Raw genomic sequence first — 18,984 nt, 5'->3', positions numbered from 1 at the left:
CCTGTCCATGAATAACTGGTTCCGCCTGAAGCCGTGAAGCTGGTAGTCTGACCTGCACAGATCACATTGTTACCTGTGATGCTGCACTCTGGCAATGGATTAACAGTCAGTTCCCTTGTACAAGTGCTTGTACAATTTTCACCACTGCTTACCGTAACCGTATAAGTGCCTGCCACTGTCAAACCACTGATGGTAGCACCAGTAGCTGTAAAGCCACCAGGTCCTGTCCATGCAAACGTGGTTCCACCTGAAGCCGTGAAGCTGGCAGTCTGGCCTGCACAGATCACATTGTTACCTGTGATGCTACACTCTGGTGTTGGATTAACGGTTACCAAATATGTACAAGTTCTGTCAGGCTGTATTCCTGTAATGTTATCAATGGTCATTGTTAAGGTAAATGATCCCGAACCAGTTGGGTTAACAGTTACAGTACCTGTATTATCAACTGCACTGGTTATTGTACCATTTCCAGTAATTGACCATTTATAGGCATAGTTTACTTTATTTAGGGTAAATGGAGTTTGCGTAGCAGCGTCTCCAAATGTATAAACCAATCCACTTGCAGTTTGACATACCGGAGTTGGTCCATAAATACCACAAGGCTCAAGTGTTGACTCCACATTAATTACCACCGGATCTGTAGCCTTACATCCAATGGCATCCGTGGCAGCCACCTGTAAATTGTATTGTGGTACAGGGGGTGAAGGAAACGTATGAATAGTAAAGGTCGCATTAGCCGAATTGGCATTTGTGATCGAAGAAAATGCATCTGGAGTAACGGGTGTCCATGCATAGGTATATGGTCCTGTTCCTCCGCTGGCTATTGCAGAAAGAGCAGAAGTATTACCTGTAGCCAGGTTGATAGTAGAAGGCGTGGCAGTACCATCAACTGTAGGAAGTGTTGGACTGTTTCCGCTAAAGCTGGCACCATCTCCGCACGCAACATAATCGGCTCCGCCATTATAAGAAGGATCAGGAACTAAATTAATACTAAAGGGTTGCCCAATAGTTCCATAGGTTGCACAAACCTTTGCAAATACAGCCCCATCGGGAATTATTCCCAAGGTAAGTGTTGATGCTGAAGTCAGGGTTGTATAAGTAGCTGTATTAACTACGGTTGTACCGTCTTGTTTATATGTTGTAACCGTATAGGATGTTGCTGGAATTGTAGCAGGATTTCCATCAAGCGCAAATGGATCCTGAATTAACCACCTTCCTGCGCTTCCCTGGAAAGTCTGGCAAACAGTATATCCATTAGCACCTCCGTTAACACAACTTAACACAGGTTGTCCAACAGATTCAATCGTACAGGTAGATCCACCACATCCATACCTTGATTTATATATTAGGGACATACTCTTTGGAAAAGTTGACTTTCCATCCCCTGTTCCTGTTGGTGCCAGCCACATAGCTAAATAATAGTTGGTTGGCTTATTAAAGGAAGGAACGGTAATGGTTGACCATCCATTTCCCTGCAAGCCACAATTGCCATGTGCTACACCACTAAGTGTAATGTTTGCCGGTTTCAGGTTCAAACAATTGCCTGACAATTGAGACCCTGGAGGATAAGTTGGCCCCGGGTCAGATGAATTGGGGCGTGCATCGGCAGGGTCTACATAATAGAGTGCCCATCCTACAGCCTCATTGGAAACCACCTGGAATTGATAAGTACCCGCCAAAGGCCTGATGTCGAAATTGAACCACACTATATCTTCCCCAGCTTCGGGAGGAGCCAGACTTGCTCCAAATGTGTTTCCATTCATATTAAAGCAATCTGAAAGCCCGGTAATGGCAAAATCTGCCGGATTATAAATCCCCTTATATGCTTCCAAACCTGATTCCGTTGCCGCTGCACTGGCACAACCAACAACACCTTGGGGTTGAGTTTGACCAGTAGCGGGAATACCCGTCCATAAACCAGTAGAAGGGTCTTTATACCAGGCTTCTCCAGAATTCCAACGGTGAGCTGCACAAGGCTTATATGCCCCCTGCCCATAAGATCTTGTTGTTAAAAAAGAAAGCAGGAACAGCGTCAAAAAGATTTTGATGCCGCCTGCCATAAGTGTTCGCCATTTGTCCTGGCGACATCGAGTAGACATTCTCATAAATGTTGTTGTTTTTAGATCACTAAATATTGATAAGGCTCTTTACCAATACTGGACTTGCGGCTTTGAAAGGGTAAGAATTGAAACTAACGGTCTTTATAAGTGTTATGTTGGCGGAGATTTGCCAAATGCAAAATGGTATACAGGGAACAGCAGATCGCAAACACATTTCATAGAAGAAACGCTTTACAAAAAAATTTGTTACACTAAATAATTTTCGAAATGCGGCTTAACAGAATTGGAGATGAAGGTCAAAGCATAGGATGGACAAAAGGGTTGCCGGAAAGGAATTCAAGGGGAGGGTTAAATATGGTTAAGTGCTTAAAATAGGTGAAACAAAAGTAAAGGAATATTATTCACAAATCAACGTTTTATTTTATTTATTTTTTTGTGATAGTCGTAGTTTTACGATATTCCTTACCTTAAATGTATAAGTAATAACACTTATAATTTATAGATATCTGAATCTAAAATAACTCAAAATAATATTAAAGCCCCTCGATAATACTATTAATATTAGCAATCCATATTGCATATTAAACTCAGCCTTACAGGGTTTATATGAGTGTTATTGTAACTTTTTGCTCTGCCATTTCTTTGTTATCTTGATAGCTTACGAAGACTAACTCTTTTCATATTATAATGAGTACCAAAGCCAAAAAAGCTCCTATAACTGGCCTAAAAGCCAAAGATGTAATGAAAACTTCAGACATCACTAAACAGGCAACGTTCCCCACCCTATTTATTGTTCTTTACTTATTGGTTGAACTAATTCCCGAAACACGGGCCATAGATGTCATGGCTCCCCAATGGCTGTATGTAGCTATACTTGATCTTTTATGTGCTGGATATTTTCTTACTTCCAAAGTTGATTATGGAAATGCTATTAACAAGATCAGCAGATCATCACTAACTATCTTGTATACCAGCTTTTATATATTGTCCGGGATATCCATCCTGGTTGCCATTAATAAAGTTGAGTCCCTGGTGTGTTTTGCACGTTTCACCACTACCCTGTTCATGTACATTAACCTGTCCATATTATTATATGAACGTAAGGGAATTATGAATATCCTATGTGGCTTACTTACGGGCATATTGGCCCTACAATCATTCATAGTAATTGTAAACTTCGCAAAGGGTTATGGTGAAGTGGACCTGAATCAATTGATCCTTGGACTGAAAGGCACAGCAGGAAATAAAAATATACTGGCAGCCTCGCTGGTCATCAAAGTGCCGTTCCTTTTTTATGGATTCTATCGCTCCATTTCCTGGAAAAAATGGCTTTACCTGGCCTCATTCACCCTTGCCTGTTTTGCCATTGCATTACTAAATGCAAGGGCTGCCTATATCAGCTTTATTGCTATCACCTTATTATATTTTTTCTTTCTTTTCCGGCAAGGGTCTAAAATCTGGAGTTCCATCATCTCTATTTCATTACCCCTGATAATTGGCTTTGTGCTATCAGCCATTGCCTTGCGCAATGCGGCAGGCATGCAGGAAAATGAAACCTATTTTGGTAACCTTGGCCAAAGATTAAGCAGCATTGCCGTAGATGTGAAAGGTTCCGGCCACCGCTTACCTCTATGGAACAATGCTATTGGTTATGTGCGCCATCATCCCATTATGGGTGCAGGTTATGGCAATTGGAAACTGGCATCCATACCTTATGAAAAGATAGTGACCAAAGATTTCGAGGTCAATTATCATGTACATAACGACTTCCTGGAAGCAGCCACAGAATCGGGTATACCAGGCGCTTTACTTTTTCTTTCTGTTTTTATGTGCGCTGCCTTTTACCTATATAAAGTAATAAAGAATAAGACCGATAAGGAAGCTGAAATAACAGCCTCATTTTGTTTTATGGCACTAATGGTTTACGCTATTGATGCATTTTTCAACTTCCCGGCAGAAAGGCCTGTGATGCAGGTATTCTTTGCTCTTTTGCTCGCTCTTATAGTAAATGCATACCTGCAAATTCAGAAGAACCATGAAAAAGAAAGTAAAGAACCAAAGAGCTGCCTGAAATACTTCTTTATAGTAAGTGCCATTTTATTGATCCCAACTATATGGTTGAATTATAGCACTTATAAGTCTATGAAGGCACAGTTTGAAATTAACGCTGATGTGCAATTGGAAAAGCCGCAGAAGACATATGAGGAAGTGGACAATTCATTACCTGCTATTCCAAACCTCAATAGCTTCTGTATGCCTGTGGCTATAATTAAGGCCAATTATTTATACAGGGAGAAAAATTATGACCAGGCACTAGCACTGGTTAAAGAAGGTCAAAAGGCAAACCCTTACCTCCCTTATGATGACCTGTTACTATCAAAAATATATAGTGAAACAGGAAAACGTGATAGCTCGCTTTTCTTTGCCAGGGCAGGCTTTCAAAAGCGCCCTAAAAGTGCGGCACTTTACCAACAATTGAATGCATCCAGCTTTCATGCAAAAGATACAGCCAGTTTGAACCAGGCCTTTGCTACTTTTATTCAATACAGGAGTGAATCATGGGCATGGAATGAATACCTGAATTATCTCTATGATCTGCCACATGATACTGTAAGGATGCGCAAATTGGTAGATAGTGCTTTGCAATTATTTCCAGGAGATAGCTACCTGCAGCATAAGAAAAGCTTTTTGGAACAGGGGAAATAGAGAATGGAGATAAAGAAGTATGTTCCGGTGGTCAACCGTTGTTCTTTGCATTTACCATTGCACCTTCTTTTAAAAGGGCAATGATCTCTCTAAGGGAATTATTCATATCACGCATATTCTGATAATTAGCATAATTAATCTGGGAGTTCACCCAGCGCAGGTATATGGCTTCATTTTCCTGGGCATTCATGCCTGTCATTTGTTTGAACAACTCAGGTGTAAAAGGTTCGAAAAGGTGTGTCATGGTTTAGCTTGTTTCCTTATTACGAATATAAGATTTACATACCTGAATGAGCTACTACCATTACAAAATATTCCCTAAGTAACTTTACGTATCAGTGGTAAATCAAAAAAATTAATGAAGCCAATTAGTTGATTAAAAAGCTAATAAAAACTCTTTTAGATCAGGGTAATCAACTTTCATCTGAGTGCTGGAAGCATCCAGGGAAAGTAATGACTGAACCGAGGGAGGATAAGCTAGTTTACTACCTGTATTATATTCAACAAAATCTGGAAACTTTATAGGGTGGGCAGTGCCAATGACTATACCTTTTTCGCCATGGCTTCTATTTTTATTTAGACCATTCCAGGCTACAGCAGTATGAGGATCTAATGTGTAATTATACTGCTGAAAGACTTCATGGATTGTAGCTGCTGTTTCGGCATCGCTGCTGGTAGTAGCGCATACTTTAGCTTTTACATTGTCCAGGTTTCTTTCAAATAATTCAAGTATGCGAATAAAATTACTTGGATCAGCAACATCCATAGCATTAGAAGCAGTAGGCACTGCAGGTTTTGAAATCCTATTACCGGTTTGAAAATATTGTGGGATCACGTCATTGGCATTACAAGCGGCTATGAATCGCTTTACAGGTATTCCGGATAGATGAGCCAATAAACCTGCGCAAATATTGCCAAAGTTTCCACTAGGGACTGATACCACGGGGGGCTCGTTTTTATATGGCCATTGTTTCCATGCCAAAGCATAGTACACCTGTTGTGGCAACCACCTTGCGACATTGATGGAATTGGCAGAAGTCAGAAACAGCTTCCTGGTAAGATCATTATCTGCAAAGGCCTTTTTTACCAGCGCCTGGCAATCATCAAAATTACCTGCTATCTCCAACGCGTGTATGTTTTTTCCAGGTGTTGTTAATTGCTTTTCCTGTATCGGGCTTACTTTTCCGGAGGGATATAAAATGACCACCTCTACATTAGGCACTTCGTAAAAGCTGCTGGCCACTGCTCCACCGGTATCTCCTGATGTTGCAACCAGCACTATGATCTTCCGGTCATGACCTGATGCAAACCAGGATAAGCAACGGCTCATAAAACGGGCGCCTACATCTTTAAATGCAAGGGTTGGACCATGAAAAAGCTCCAAGATAAATGTCGATGGCTCTATTTCTTTTAATGGGATAGGAAAGTTTATGGTTTCATTTACTATTTTTCTAAGCTGGCCAGGTTCTATGTCTTCGCCTATATAAGGCTGCAGCAATCTATAAGCTATCTCTTCGTTTGAATACTCTTCTATATTCTTAACGAATTCTTTGGGCAATATGGCAATTTCCCGGGGAAAATAAAGACCCTTATCAGGGGCTTGTCCCTTAATGGTAGCTTCTTTGAAATCCACCATTGGTGAGTGTCCATTCAGGCTATAGTACTGCATATATTTATTACTGTTCAGTTTGAATAATCCCCTTTTGATTAATAGTAGTAACATAGGTATGAAAGTCAATTCCCAGGCGTGTATACACATCCGACATCAATTGAGCTACCTCTTTTGCAATACCCTCAGAGGCACTCAACATAAATATGGAAGGCCCTGAACCTGAGATGCCACCTCCTAAAGCGCCTGCAGTCTTGCTTTGAACTTTTACTTCATCGAAACCTGGAATGAGTATGCTTCTTAAAGGTTCAATGACCACATCTTCCAGTGAGCGGCTTATGAGATCAAGATCGTTTTTGAAAAAACCTGCTACAAGTCCGGCTACGTTACCCCATTGTTTAATAGCATTTTTTAAAAGAATTTCCTTTTTAAGAATTTGCCTTGCATCCGCTGTTTTAACTTCTATTTGCGGATGTACAACAGTTACAAATAATGATGGAGCCGGTATGGATATGATATCAAGAGGATGAATAGACCTTACCAGGGTAATGCCTCCATAAATACAAGGTGCAATATTATCTGCATGCTTTACACCAGATGCCAACTTTTCTCCATTCATGGCAAACTGAACCAGCTCTTCCTTATTAAAGATATTTCCCAGCAGCATATTGGCAGCTACTGCTGCGCCGGCAGCACTTGCCGCACTTGACCCTATGCCACTGCCTGGCTTTATCTTTTTTTCAGATATCAACTGGAATCCCACCCCATTATGCAGGCGTTCCATAATAGAAAGCAGAACTACACCAGATACATTCTTTACTGGATCGGTTGGAAGCCCATAGTCATCATGGTTTATGATCTCTACCTCCGGTCGGTCAATAAGCTTCAGCGTCAAACAGTCAAAAGGTTGATGCAAGGCCAGGCCTAATACATCAAAACCACATACCAGGTTAGCAATAGTGCCGGGCGATTGAACCGTTACAGATCTGATTGTATCCATTGAACCAACTTATTACTTACTAAAATGCGTTAGAGTCATACTTACATTGAGCGAACAATTATATTCTTGCCGCCCGCACTATATCGGCAAATACCCCCGAAGCTGTAACATCTGCACCAGCGCCCGCCCCCTTCACAACCAGGGGTTGTTCGGGATAACGAGTAGTGTAGAATAACACCACATTGTCCTTACCATATAAATGATAAAGATTATGAGCAGCATCAATATGCTGTAATCCTACAGCAGCTTTTCCATCCTTAAATGAGGCCACGTACTTCAGCTTTTTATGATCCTTAGCTGCCTCCTCATAGAGTTGCCTGAAATGCGACTCATATTTCTCCATTTCCTTGTAAAAATCCTCCACGCTCCCATTCATGCATGACGGAGGTAAAAAAGAGTTGTTGGAAATGGCATCCATTTCCAGGGGATACCCTGCCTCCCTGGCCAGGATGAGGATCTTACGCATAACATCTTTACCACTGAGATCTAGCCTGGGATCCGGCTCGGTATATCCTTCTTCCTGTGCCTGCCTTACAACAGAAGCAAAGGATCTTTCACCATTATAATTATTAAAAACAAAATTAAGCGTACCACTTAACACAGCTTCGATGGTTTGAATGGTATCACCGCTGCTCACCAAGTCATTTAATGTATTTATGACAGGAAGACCCGCTCCCACATTTGTTTCGAAAAGGAATAAGCAATTATATTCCCTTGCCAGGTCTTTCAATTGCTGGTAATTATGCAAGGAAGAAGAAGCGGCAATCTTATTACAAGCTACTACTGAAATACTTTTTCTGAAAAGGGCATCGTAGCACATGGAAACTGATTCATTTGCAGTTACATCTACAAATATTGAGTTTCTCAAATTTTTAGATTGTATCTCTTCAATGAAATCATGAAGGTTCATTTTTAAGCCATTATCTAATGCTTCACCCCATTGTGATAGTCTTATTCCTTTATCATCAAAGACCATTTTACGACTGTTAGCCAATCCTATAACCCGTACCTGCAACCGCAAATGCTTTTGCAGGTATTGAAATTGCTGTTCTAGTTGGTGCAGTAGCCTTTTACCAACATTACCCGTTCCGACTATAAACAGGTTGATCTGCTTATAGGTTGTTTCGAAGAAATCTTCATGAAGCACATTGATGGCTTTGCGAACATCGGAAGCATTGATAACTGTGGATATATTTCTTTCGGATGACCCTTGCGCAATAGCCCTGACATTGATACCATTTCGACCCAATGCCCCAAACATCTTTCCACTGATTCCTGTATGACTTTTCATATGATCGCCTACAAGCGCCACAATGGCAAGACCAGTTTCAATATCCAGTGGATTTACCCGGCCCTCTTTTATCTCATTTTTAAATTCCTCGTCAACAACCTGTTTTGCCTGGCGTATGGCTCCTTCGTCAATTCCAACACAAATGGTATGTTCGGAGGATGCCTGCGTAATAAAGATCACATTGATTGACTGCCTGGCAAGGGCATCAAATAATCTTTTAGAAAATCCTGGAATACCCACCATGCCACTACCTTCAAGGCTACACAATGCAACCTTGCTGATGCTGGAAATTCCCCTGATAATACTACCATCTGATTGGGTATGAGCGTGAATAAGTGTGCCATGCAATTCTGGCGCAAAAGTATTTTTTACCCATACTGACAGGTTCTTATTTAATAAAGGCTGAATAGTTGGAGGGTAAATGACCTTGGCACCAAAATGAGAAAGTTCCATTGCTTCCTGGAAGGAAATGTTATCAATAGTCCTGGCGTGAGGTACAAGACGCGGATCTGCAGTCATCATACCTGGTACATCAGTCCAGATCTCCACTTCCGTTGCATTGGTTGCTGCTCCTACCAGGGCTGCAGTATAATCAGATCCTCCACGGCCCAGTGTAGTGGTATGTCCCTGCTCATTGCTGGCAATAAAGCCCGGTAAAATAAACAGGTGACCTATTGCAGATTGAAAATAGTTACGAATATACTTCTCTGTAATTTCCTGTTGCACATGGGCCCTTGTATACCTGCTGTCTGTAATGATCAACTGGCGCGCATCTACCCAGGTATTATCTAAACCAGTCACCTCAAGGTATGATGATAGTATTCTGGAGGACAAAATCTCTCCAAAACTTGCAACACGGTCTTTAATCCGGTCGGACAATTCTCCAAGAAGATAAATACCATTGCAAATATCTTCGAGTTCATTATTTAATTGAATAACAGCGCTTAAAATGGAACTTTGATGGGTCAATGGTAAAAGCAAGCGTACTGTTTCCAGGTGCCTTTCTTTGATTTCCGCCAATTTCTGTTTGTACTCGTTATCGGCATTTGATGCCATACTTCCTGCCTGCAACAAAAGGTCGGTGATACCCCCAAGGGCAGAAACTACAATGATTGTTTTATCCTTACTCAGGGCATTTCTGATGATCGAGCTTACCTGTTTTATATTCTTTTCATTGGCAACAGAAGATCCGCCAAATTTTAATACTTGCATAGACCTGAAGGTTTAAGAGTACTGCCTTAAAAAAATAGATGTTCCTTGAGAAAGCGCTTATTTAGCCAGTGGCAATATGATCATATACAACCCTTTCGGGTTGTTGTAATAATTGTAGTTGTAGAACCAACAGCAAAAAACCGTTGAAGAGAGAGAGAAATATGGAAAGAATGCTTTGCCATTTGTTCTTACAAAATAGGAAAATAATTTTAATTAAAAAAAGGCGTATAATTGTTAAAGAAAAGTCCACTGTAGAAACAGCGGACGCTAACGATTGCTTGCTATATAAAAATCTTTATTTTTACTTTTTATTTCGTCTTTTCGGGACGCTAATATTGCCTGCTTTAACGATTGCCTGCTATATAAATCAAATTCCAGTACTAAAATAGGAACACCTGTATTCTATGCGGAACCTAATTTTACAAGTTTTTAGCATGGCAAAAATGAGTTTCATATTATAAACCCTTGCCAGTACAGCGTTCTAAAGAATTATCGTCATTATGTCCAACAAACCTCCTGATATATTATTTCAGCTCATCCGTTCTTTGGAAAAGGCAGAAAAAAGGCATTTTAAGCTATATATTAAAAGGAGTTCTTCCAATGAAAATCTAAAAGTTGTACAGCTATTTGACGCAGTGGATAAATTAAATGAGTATGATGAGAAAGCACTGCTGAAAAAACTACCTACTGTACAAAAAACTCAATTATCAAATCTTAAGGCTCATCTCTATAAACAAATACTAGCCAGCCTGCGCCTTTTAAAAAGTGCTGACAGCATAGATCTTCAGCTTAATGAACAATTTGATTATGCGCATATACTTTATAAGAAAGGCCTGTTCCTACAAAGCCTTCGCATATTGGATAAGGCAAAGGAAACAGCCAAAACACATCAAAAGTTTTATTTTCTAAGCCAGGTGATCTCTTTGGAAAAGAGAATTGAAACCCTTCATATTACCCGGAGTATGCAGGATAAAGCCGAGCAACTTTCTATGGAAGCCCTGGAAGTATCAAGGCACATAGATATGGTGGCACGTTTGTCAAATCTTGCACTGATGCTTTATAGCTGGTACATCAAACATGGACATACGCGTAATAAAAAAGATGAAATGTCCATCAACCAGTTCATGAAAGAAAACCTCCCGGCTGATGCATGGGAGCAAACAGGATTTTATGAAAAGCTTTATTTATATCAATCTTATAGCTGGCAGGCATTTATTACACAGGACTTTCTAAAGTATTACCGTTATACTCAAAAATGGGTTGACCTGTTTCATGAAACACCATTAATGAAACGAGTGGAAACAGGGCACTATATTAAGGGAATTCATAACCTGTTGAATGCACATTTTGACCTACGCAACCATGAGCAATTTACGCCTACCTTAAAAGAGTTTGAAAACTTTGCCAGGACTGAAAGAGTGCAGGAAAACGACAACTTTCGAATACAGTGTTTTCTATATATAGCACAGGCAAAGATCAACCAACATTTCCTGAAGGGTACTTTTCAACAGGGATTACAATTAGTGCCTGGCATTGAAGAAAAACTGGAAGAATACCGTTTATTTATTGACAGGCACAGGGTGCTGGTACTTAATTATAAGATTGCTACCCTTTATTTTGGCAGTGGCAACTACGATGCGTGTATTGACTACCTGGTGAAGATCATCAATGAGTCTGTTGACCTGAGGTATGATCTTCAATGTTATTCGCGCTTATTGCATTTATTGGCTCATTATGAACTGGGTAATTACGAACTTTTACAATACCTAACCAAATCTGTATACAGGTTCATGTCTAAAATGCAAAACCTGACAGATACAGAATTAGAAATATTGAAATTCCTTCGCCGCACTTTCCAGATACCGCCCTACGAAATGAAAGCCGAATTGGACGTCTTCCTCCTAAAGATCAAAAAACTGGAAGCAGAACGTTACCAGACACGGGTTTTTGTTTACCTGGATATAGTTTCCTGGGTGGAACATAAGGTCTATAATAAACCAATGAGTGTCATCATTGGTGAAAAGTATAATGCCAGGATGAGCCGGAAACAAAAACAATTGTAGGTCATCATAACATTTATCACAGGAGCTGGAAGTTTCTGATTATTTCCGCAATTCAATAGCCTTATACATGTACAGAATTTAGATTTGCAGATTGAAAGAATGGCAAATAAATGTATTTAAATACAAAGAAATACCAAATCAAAGTAGTCAACTATTGAATACAGTGTATTTAATATGACCAGTACTCAAATGAATTTAAAAAAATAATAAACTACATCCATACATGCTTTGCATTTACCATGAATCCACAGATCCTTATTTTAATGTAGCCACTGATGAATATATTTTAAAGCATATTGAAGAAGATTGTTTCATGTTATGGAGAAACGATAAGGCTATTATCGTGGGGCAATATCAGAATACATTGGCAGAAATTAATTATGATTATGTGAAGGAGCAAAATATTGCAGTAGTCAGGCGTATTTCCGGGGGTGGTGCCGTATATCATGATTTGGGGAATATTAATTTTTCTTTTACCGAGCAAGGAAAGAATGCAAATTTATCAGACTTTGAAAAGTTCACCCGCCCTATTGTACAGGTATTACAATCGTTAGGAGCTGATGCGCGTTTTGAAGGAAAGAATGATTTAATGATTGATGGGAAAAAAATTGCAGGCAATGCTGCACATATTCACAAAAACAAAATACTGCATCACGGGTGTTTATTGTTTGCATCGAAAATTAGGGATGTCAGTGAAGCGCTGCGTATCAATCCTGTAAAATATACAGACCGGGCCATTAAATCGGTACCAAAAAGAGTAACTAATATATCCGATCATTTAAAAAGTCACGTTAGCCTGGAGGAGCTTACCCAAACATTGATGGATCATGTGTTGGCCACATATCCTAATGCACGTCCCTATGCGTTTACTGAAGAAGATAAAAAGAAAATTCAAAAACTTCGGGATGAGAAATATGCTACCCACGAATGGAATTTCGGAAAATCACCTGAGTACAATTACAAAAAGGCTGTTCGTACAGGAGGCGGCCTATTGGAAATTAATTTGGATGTAAAAAATGGGAGGATCGAAAGGGCTAAGATTTTTGGTGATTTCTTCTCAGAGATAGGTATTAAAGAAGTAGAAGATGCATTAACTAATATTCAGCACGAAGAAGGAGCGCTTAGAAATACTTTATCCAGATTGCCTATGGAAAAGCATTTCCGCAATATTGGGGTAGATGAATTGATTAGTGCTCTTTTTTAGAAATTGTTTTGTTGAGGAAAGCAAAATACCATTACAGAATTGGTGATTATTTTGCTATTGCATCAAAGTCAAAACCAGCTCTTTCCAAAGCCCGTTTGGCGGCGCCTAAAGCATAATCAGCTTTGTTATATTGTTGAACCGGCACTTCTGTAACTTTTGATAACTGGTCCAATATATTTTGTGTATCACCTGCAGTTAAGTTTTCACACATATCGTACATGCCACCTGGCTGTTCTTCAAGGATGTCATGCTTTTCCAATACATGACGCAATACTTTGATAACCCGTGGATCTGGAGGAACCACCATTAATGAAGTGATTGCACCATGGTCAAGACGAAGTTTGGATGCAAGAGATAAAGGAGTACCTCCATTGGCTTTTTGGGCTGCCGGAAAAAGTATTTTTTCTTCCATCTTGATATGCTTCAAAAGACCAGTGCGAAAGCTATAATAATAATCCATATCAATATTGTTCACATCTTCCGTTGCTTTCTCAAGAAGAAGCTCAATTCTGCGGTGATCATTTGTGAAAAATTGGTAAATCTGGTTGTCCATAATGCAAAAAGAAAATAGAGCTGATCAAGAAAATACCAAATTAAGAAAATGAACTTTAATATCCTCTTTGCAGAGATTGATAAAGAATTTAAAATCTGAAGCTAGGGTTTACTTAATGAACAAGTTAAAAACTCATTGACCAGTAGAATTATTTAGCGGGCACATATCTACTATAATAAAAGCCGCCTAATTTTCTTTAGGCGGCTTTTATTTCAAAAGATACTAACTGCTGTATCATTTTTGGGGAACGATATCTATTATAACTGTCCTGTTGTAAAATCTTTCTTCCGGGAGGTTATTTTCAAATGGTGCCATTCCGGTATCTTCTCCAAATCCAAAAGTCTCAAAATTTACACCTTTCTTCCCAGCCTTCAACAAAGCTGCTTCCATGATATTCTGAGCACCTACTGCCCTTTCAAGAGAAAGTGAAACATTGTAATTTTCCTCACCAATGACATCACTATGACCATGAATGATCACTGTTCCGTTTTCGGGGATAAGCGGCACAACTACATTGGTAAGGAAACTTTCATAAGTGCTGATCGACTTTGATTTATCAAAATCGAAAAGAATACTATAGCGTCTTCCTACCTGCTTTTCTTCATCCGTTTTAAGTAAACTTACCGAGCTTTCAGCTTTCACTGGCTTGCCTGTATTGGTTTCACCCAACATGACGACCTTGTAGTTTCCCTGCATGTCATTGCCCAGGATGGTTTTTCCAGGAACAGAGGCCTGGTCTTTTGTAAATGGTCCGTAATGTTGAACCGCACCTTTTTCATCTGTGACTTCAATTGTCCAGGATTTTAAAAGTTCACTAGCTCCCAATGCATTAAAAATAACATGACTATCCAATGGGTCTTGCTGTATCGCCTCAATTTGCACAGGCTTTAGAAATGGAGAAGCATTGCCTCCAACCTGCATCAGCAGCTCATTTGAAGTGCTTATGATATCCACTCTTCGATCACCTTCGCGCAAGAGTGAAAGTTCTTTTTTAGCATCGGGCTGTTCGGAGGGAACCAAAGGTTTATCCCTTCCTTCAGTTATTATACGTGATGCATCAATGTTAAAAGTTTCAACCAGGTAATCTTTGATCTTTTCAGCCATCTGCTTTCCTTCTGCAGGGTTTTTATCAGAAGCACCTACCAATGTTATAGTGCTTTTAGGGTTGGATCTTAAACGATCACCAAGAATATTTAAAATATTATGGTACACTGCCAACTGCCTGGAGGAACGGCCATTGTTTAAATTTGCAGGCTGGTTATCCTGCAATTCTTCTTCTCTGAAGGCTTTTGCCTGCGCACTGTTTAACATCACATAACGGCCTGGTATTTCAACTGATCCCATGTTGAAAAAAACGGAATTACGCAGGGGAAATGTTTCCTTTACCTGGCGGTTTGGAGAAACCAGCCTGGGTGCACGTACAGAAAAATTTATCTTTTGTTCCGAAACAGTTGAAGGAATATCCTTCTTTCTCTTTTGAGAACCTATTTTTAATGCCACCCCGGCACGTACCGCATAAAATGACCAGGTTTGATTGGCCCGAGGTTCATGGCCCAGATCAGTTAAAAAAGAAACGAAAGGAGAAAGGCTTACCTGTGTTGTATTCGATGGAGCAGATAACATTAAATCAATACCGGCGCCTGCCTGAGCTGAAAATGCGGTCTTATGTACATTACTCCAGTCCCCGGTCCTATCCTCCTGCTTTTCCTGCTTATAAGTAAATGATTTTGCTACATTATAACTTATTGTCGGTCCTGCAAAAATGTAAAAAGAAGAAGCAAATGGAGCAAGACGCAGGCTTGGCTCAATTGCAATGTAACTGATATTGGTTTTTAGTTCTGCAGGGCAATTACAAGGAGCCACTACATCATCGAACTTTCCTCCACGATTATCGTATGCGATGTTCAACATACCGCCCCATTTTTTATTGGGTCTGTATTCCGTCAGTAAAGAGAAGTATGGCTTTACACCAGAACCTTTATGAAAGGCAGTGGGTACCGTTACGTTTTCGTTCAGCATTTGAGTAGTTCCGCGGTAGTAATTTAAATTGGCTGCTACTGATTCACCAAACCACCATATGGGTTCCGTACGATTTAATTGTTGTGCCCCTATCCTGGATCCTGCAAGAATCAATCCCAGGAAAAGCAGGGCAGTCTTTTGTGTTCTTGAATGAAATACTAACATAAATATTGTTTGATATTGTATTTTAATTTTTAATGTGCACTGATTAATAACTGTCTTGTTATTGCACATTTATAGTTGTATTGACCAGGGTTACGGATGCATTTAAGGACAAGGCACGGCCATTCAATACTGTTTGTGCAGCGTTGCCTGCAGTAGAGAAAGTTACACCGGCTGAAGCGATGATGGTACCAGACATTATGCCACCACCAGCTGCATTAATCGTTGCAGCACTACCTACATACCAATAGACATTCTTAGCCTGCGCTCCATTGATCAGGTTTACACTTCGTGCACCTGCCGGACCTGCTATACCTACCGTGAGTCCTGAAGCAGTCTGAAATATCCATTCTGCATTAGGATCCCCCATGGCATCGAGGGTCAGGTTGCCATTGGTAATTTTAAAGGTGCCACTGGCAGATTTGTATACTCCCGGCGCAAGGGTTAATCCGCCTAATTCGCCTGCACCCGGATCGGTACCACCTGGCCTGGAGGCAGGAGAAATGCTGTTATATGCATTATTCGCATCAAGTAACCCTTGCGAAGCAATGGCGAAAGAAGTAGCCGTTCCCGGTGCTGGTGGAGCTGTATAGATCCTGCCTGTTACCAGTCCTGCATTCAAAGGAGTTTCAGTATAAATATCACCGGTAGTGCCATCATGGAAACCAGTGATCAGGGTAGACGCGCCGGTTGTTCCAATACTGCCATTGTTAATGACTGTATTCAATCCCGAGTTGGTAATACCAGCACTTCCGCCGAATACACCAAACATAGCCGCACTACCCAATTTTGAAGGAGGAGGTGTCGTTACTCCCGTAGTTGTAAATGACCAAACATAATCCTCTGAAATCGGGTTTCCCCCTGGATTCTGTGCACCTGTTGTAATGATTGCGGTATAAGTAGTTCCGGCTTCGAGGTTGACAGATGGTGTAAAACTAGCTGTTGTTCCGGCAAAGCTCACTGTTCCGGAAATGGAGCTAGTTCCTTGTTTTAACAGGAATGTGTTTGTGTTGATCGTAGCCGCATTCATGGATTCACTAAACGTTGCGGTAACTTTTTTATTCAGTGCTACACCTGTAGCTGTGTTTGCAGGGTCAGTTGAAATAACGGAAGGAATATTTCCTGTAACAAAACTCCAGGTATAGTTTGCAGACAAGCTGTTACCAGCAGTGTCATTTGCTGCTGTAGTAATCATTGCAGTGTAAACCTTATTCGGGGACAGGGGAACTGAAGGTGTAAAGCTGGCAGTGACACCATTATATGTAACTGATCCCGTAATAACAGAGAGACCCTGCTTTACTTGGAAAGTATTAGCATTTAAAGAACTAGCCTTCATAGCTGTACTGAAAGTTGCCGATATTACTTTATTCAATGCAACATCTACAGCACCGTTAGCAGGATCGGTAGATACCACAACAGGAATATTACCTGTATTAAAAGTCCATATATAGTCGGCGACCATCGCATTTCCAGAAGGATCTTTTGCTTTGGTAGTGATCGTTCCTATATACACAGTGTTTGCTGCGAGTGGAGCCGATGGACTAAAGGTAGCAGTGTTACCTGTGTAACTAATAGTACCAGGTACCAGGTTGGTGCCTTGTTTCAGGTAAAATGAAGATGCATCCAGGGTAGCTGGGTCCATCTCTTCATTAAATGTAGCAGAGATCTTTTTAATTGTGGCGACATTTACTGCACCATTGGCAGGATCTGAAGAAACAACTACAGGACATACACCTTTGTTGCCTGGTTCTTCTGTAACCTTTTTACATCCTGCTGTGAATACAACAAGCAGCAAGGCAAGAAACAATTTGTAAGTACTAAAATAAAGTGTTGGGAATTTTTGCTTAAGCAGAAAGCTTTGCGCAATTGGGCAATTTGCAGTTTTCATCATTGGATTTTTAAATGATTGCAAGTGCTGCAAAGGATTATCCTTGTTTTTCATGCAGCATTTGAATAACGCTGCAAACTTATCATCGCAAATATTTTATGCGTTATACTATTCCCTTAAAGATTTACATATTTCACACATCAGACATGGCCTTTTCCCTTTTTTCCCTGATCTGCTTATAAAATGACGGAGTAAGACCTGTTACTTTTTTAAACTGGTTAGATAAGTGAGCAACGCTGCTATAGTTCATCCGGTTGGATATTTCGGTAAGGGACAATTCATTATAAAGAAGCAATTCTTTGACTTTTTCTATTTTGTTTATAATGATGAATTGCTGAATGGTTATTCCTTTAACGTCAGAAAAAACATTGGCCATATAAGTGTAATCATACTTCAACTTCTTGCTAAGAAAGTCAGAATAATTTGTTACAGGCATATATTCAGACTGAATCATTTCCACGATCGTATCCTTTATTTTATCAATCATCCTGCTCTTCTTACTGTCCAATACTTCCAAACCCGAATGCCGGAGATTTTCTTCCAATATCCTGCGTTGCTTCTTTGTGATTGACTCAAGGATTTCAACCATTCCCAGGTCTATCATAACATATTGCGATTGCACGCCTAAATTTTTCAGTTCCGTCAATACCAGTTCTTTACAACGAGAACTAACCATATATTTAATAAATAACTTCATAAGTAATAATTTCCCTAACTATTTGTAGGAACTAAACCATAAAAAATTATCGATTGCTTTACCCTGGGAAGTTATTTTTTAAATCAAAGGCCAGAAGAAATCTCTTAATATTTACAAGTAAAAGGAGTTATCAATGGCTATTTTTTCTTTTAATAGCCATGTCCACTACAAAATATGCTTACCTGCGGTAGGCAATTTTAGGAGTGTAAGGTAAGTATTCCTGTAGACACTTAGTATATATCAAAACATGCTTATGTAAACAGGCATTTATAATTTGAATATTGGGAAGACAATCATTTTCTTTTGAGGCATCATTTGCCTTTGAAGTAAAGGAAGATAAACCACTATTATGCTGAACAATCCTTACTTCAATGTCAGCTGTATAACCAACATAGTACCTGTCTAATTTTGAACTATAGATAATATAGAGGTAAAACATAAATAGAAAGCCACCCGAAGGCGGCTTTAAAGCGTGGAGAATATCGGAGTCGAACCGACGACCTCTTCCCCGAAAGCTTTC

13 protein-coding genes are annotated in these 18,984 nt (G+C 40.0%); 3 read left to right on the top strand and 10 right to left on the bottom strand.

What is annotated here, in order from left to right; genetic code table 11:
- A partial coding sequence (locus BUA53_RS20215; protein WP_139256526.1) for a hypothetical protein occupies positions 1-2,099 on the bottom strand: 2,099 nt, incomplete at its 3' end.
- A 702-nt stretch (positions 2,100-2,801) separates the two neighbouring features.
- On the opposite strand from BUA53_RS20215, the gene BUA53_RS20210 reads away from it, so the two are divergent.
- Positions 2,802-4,766 (top strand): O-antigen ligase family protein, encoded by a 1,965-nt coding sequence (locus BUA53_RS20210; RefSeq protein WP_175546126.1) that lies wholly within the window; start codon positions 2,802-2,804, stop codon positions 4,764-4,766.
- A gap of 31 nt (positions 4,767-4,797) precedes the next feature.
- On the opposite strand, the gene BUA53_RS20205 is transcribed toward BUA53_RS20210, so the two are convergent.
- The 4 genes from BUA53_RS20205 to thrA form a co-directional block, all read right to left on the bottom strand.
- Positions 4,798-5,010 carry a hypothetical protein gene (locus BUA53_RS20205; RefSeq protein ID WP_072837212.1) on the bottom strand — a complete coding sequence of 71 codons (213 nt, stop codon included), beginning with the start codon at positions 5,008-5,010 and terminating at the stop codon, positions 4,798-4,800.
- A gap of 132 nt (positions 5,011-5,142) precedes the next feature.
- The gene (thrC, locus tag BUA53_RS20200; RefSeq protein WP_245793239.1) at positions 5,143-6,489 is read right to left on the bottom strand and encodes a threonine synthase; all 1,347 of its coding nucleotides are present in this window, start codon (positions 6,487-6,489) and stop codon (positions 5,143-5,145) included.
- The gene (locus tag BUA53_RS20195; RefSeq protein WP_072837210.1) at positions 6,443-7,375 is read right to left on the bottom strand and encodes a homoserine kinase; all 933 of its coding nucleotides are present in this window, start codon (positions 7,373-7,375) and stop codon (positions 6,443-6,445) included. The genes thrC and BUA53_RS20195 overlap by 47 nt, the downstream gene beginning before the upstream one ends.
- A gap of 58 nt (positions 7,376-7,433) precedes the next feature.
- Positions 7,434-9,878: a bifunctional aspartate kinase/homoserine dehydrogenase I gene (thrA, locus tag BUA53_RS20190; protein ID WP_072837209.1), complete on the bottom strand. Its 2,445-nt coding sequence runs from the start codon at positions 9,876-9,878 to the stop codon at positions 7,434-7,436.
- A 500-nt stretch (positions 9,879-10,378) separates the two neighbouring features.
- On the opposite strand from thrA, the gene BUA53_RS20180 reads away from it, so the two are divergent.
- Both BUA53_RS20180 and BUA53_RS20175 read left to right on the top strand, forming a co-directional pair.
- Positions 10,379-11,941 (top strand): hypothetical protein, encoded by a 1,563-nt coding sequence (locus tag BUA53_RS20180; protein ID WP_072837207.1) that lies wholly within the window; start codon positions 10,379-10,381, stop codon positions 11,939-11,941.
- 223 nt (positions 11,942-12,164) lie between these two features.
- Positions 12,165-13,145 (top strand): lipoate--protein ligase, encoded by a 981-nt coding sequence (locus tag BUA53_RS20175; RefSeq protein ID WP_072837206.1) that lies wholly within the window; start codon positions 12,165-12,167, stop codon positions 13,143-13,145.
- 46 nt (positions 13,146-13,191) lie between these two features.
- Here BUA53_RS20175 and BUA53_RS20170 read toward each other — a convergent pair whose 3' ends face one another.
- From BUA53_RS20170 to BUA53_RS20150, 5 genes are all read right to left on the bottom strand, one after another.
- The gene (locus tag BUA53_RS20170; RefSeq protein WP_072837205.1) at positions 13,192-13,698 is read right to left on the bottom strand and encodes a hemerythrin domain-containing protein; all 507 of its coding nucleotides are present in this window, start codon (positions 13,696-13,698) and stop codon (positions 13,192-13,194) included.
- Between the two features lie 234 nt (positions 13,699-13,932).
- On the bottom strand, positions 13,933-15,882 hold the full coding sequence (locus BUA53_RS20165) for an outer membrane beta-barrel protein (protein ID WP_072837204.1): 1,950 nt from the start codon (positions 15,880-15,882) through the stop codon (positions 13,933-13,935).
- A 58-nt stretch (positions 15,883-15,940) separates the two neighbouring features.
- Positions 15,941-17,821, bottom strand: coding sequence for an Ig-like domain-containing protein (locus tag BUA53_RS20160; protein WP_139256525.1), 1,881 nt, complete (start codon positions 17,819-17,821; stop codon positions 15,941-15,943).
- A gap of 79 nt (positions 17,822-17,900) precedes the next feature.
- Positions 17,901-18,464 (bottom strand): helix-turn-helix domain-containing protein, encoded by a 564-nt coding sequence (locus tag BUA53_RS20155; RefSeq protein ID WP_072837203.1) that lies wholly within the window; start codon positions 18,462-18,464, stop codon positions 17,901-17,903.
- Between the two features lie 178 nt (positions 18,465-18,642).
- Positions 18,643-18,984, bottom strand: a 342-nt coding sequence (locus tag BUA53_RS20150; RefSeq protein WP_217653038.1) for a GIY-YIG nuclease family protein, incomplete at its 5' end; no start/stop codon positions are given.

This window comes from Flavisolibacter ginsengisoli DSM 18119, assembly GCF_900129295.1.
Classification (GTDB): Bacteria; Bacteroidota; Bacteroidia; order Chitinophagales; family Chitinophagaceae; genus Flavisolibacter; species Flavisolibacter ginsengisoli.
The sequence above is the reverse complement of the archived record's forward strand: the minus strand, read 5'-3'. Positions and strand labels throughout refer to the sequence as shown.

Excerpts from the sequence above, each read along its gene's own strand:
- BUA53_RS20210 (WP_175546126.1), top strand. The coding sequence starts at position 2,802 with ATGAAAACTTCAGACATCACTAAACAGGCAACGTTCCCCACCCTATTT.
- BUA53_RS20205 (WP_072837212.1), bottom strand. The coding sequence starts at position 5,010 with ATGACACACCTTTTCGAACCTTTTACACCTGAGTTGTTCAAACAAATG.
- thrC (WP_245793239.1), bottom strand. The coding sequence starts at position 6,489 with ATGTTACTACTATTAATCAAAAGGGGATTATTCAAACTGAACAGTAAT.
- BUA53_RS20195 (WP_072837210.1), bottom strand. The coding sequence starts at position 7,375 with ATGGATACAATCAGATCTGTAACGGTTCAATCGCCCGGCACTATTGCT.
- thrA (WP_072837209.1), bottom strand. The coding sequence starts at position 9,878 with ATGCAAGTATTAAAATTTGGCGGATCTTCTGTTGCCAATGAAAAGAAT.
- BUA53_RS20180 (WP_072837207.1), top strand. The coding sequence starts at position 10,379 with ATGTCCAACAAACCTCCTGATATATTATTTCAGCTCATCCGTTCTTTG.
- BUA53_RS20175 (WP_072837206.1), top strand. The coding sequence starts at position 12,165 with ATGCTTTGCATTTACCATGAATCCACAGATCCTTATTTTAATGTAGCC.
- BUA53_RS20170 (WP_072837205.1), bottom strand. The coding sequence starts at position 13,698 with ATGGACAACCAGATTTACCAATTTTTCACAAATGATCACCGCAGAATT.
- BUA53_RS20165 (WP_072837204.1), bottom strand. The coding sequence starts at position 15,882 with ATGTTAGTATTTCATTCAAGAACACAAAAGACTGCCCTGCTTTTCCTG.
- BUA53_RS20160 (WP_139256525.1), bottom strand. The coding sequence starts at position 17,821 with ATGAAAAACAAGGATAATCCTTTGCAGCACTTGCAATCATTTAAAAAT.
- BUA53_RS20155 (WP_072837203.1), bottom strand. The coding sequence starts at position 18,464 with ATGAAGTTATTTATTAAATATATGGTTAGTTCTCGTTGTAAAGAACTG.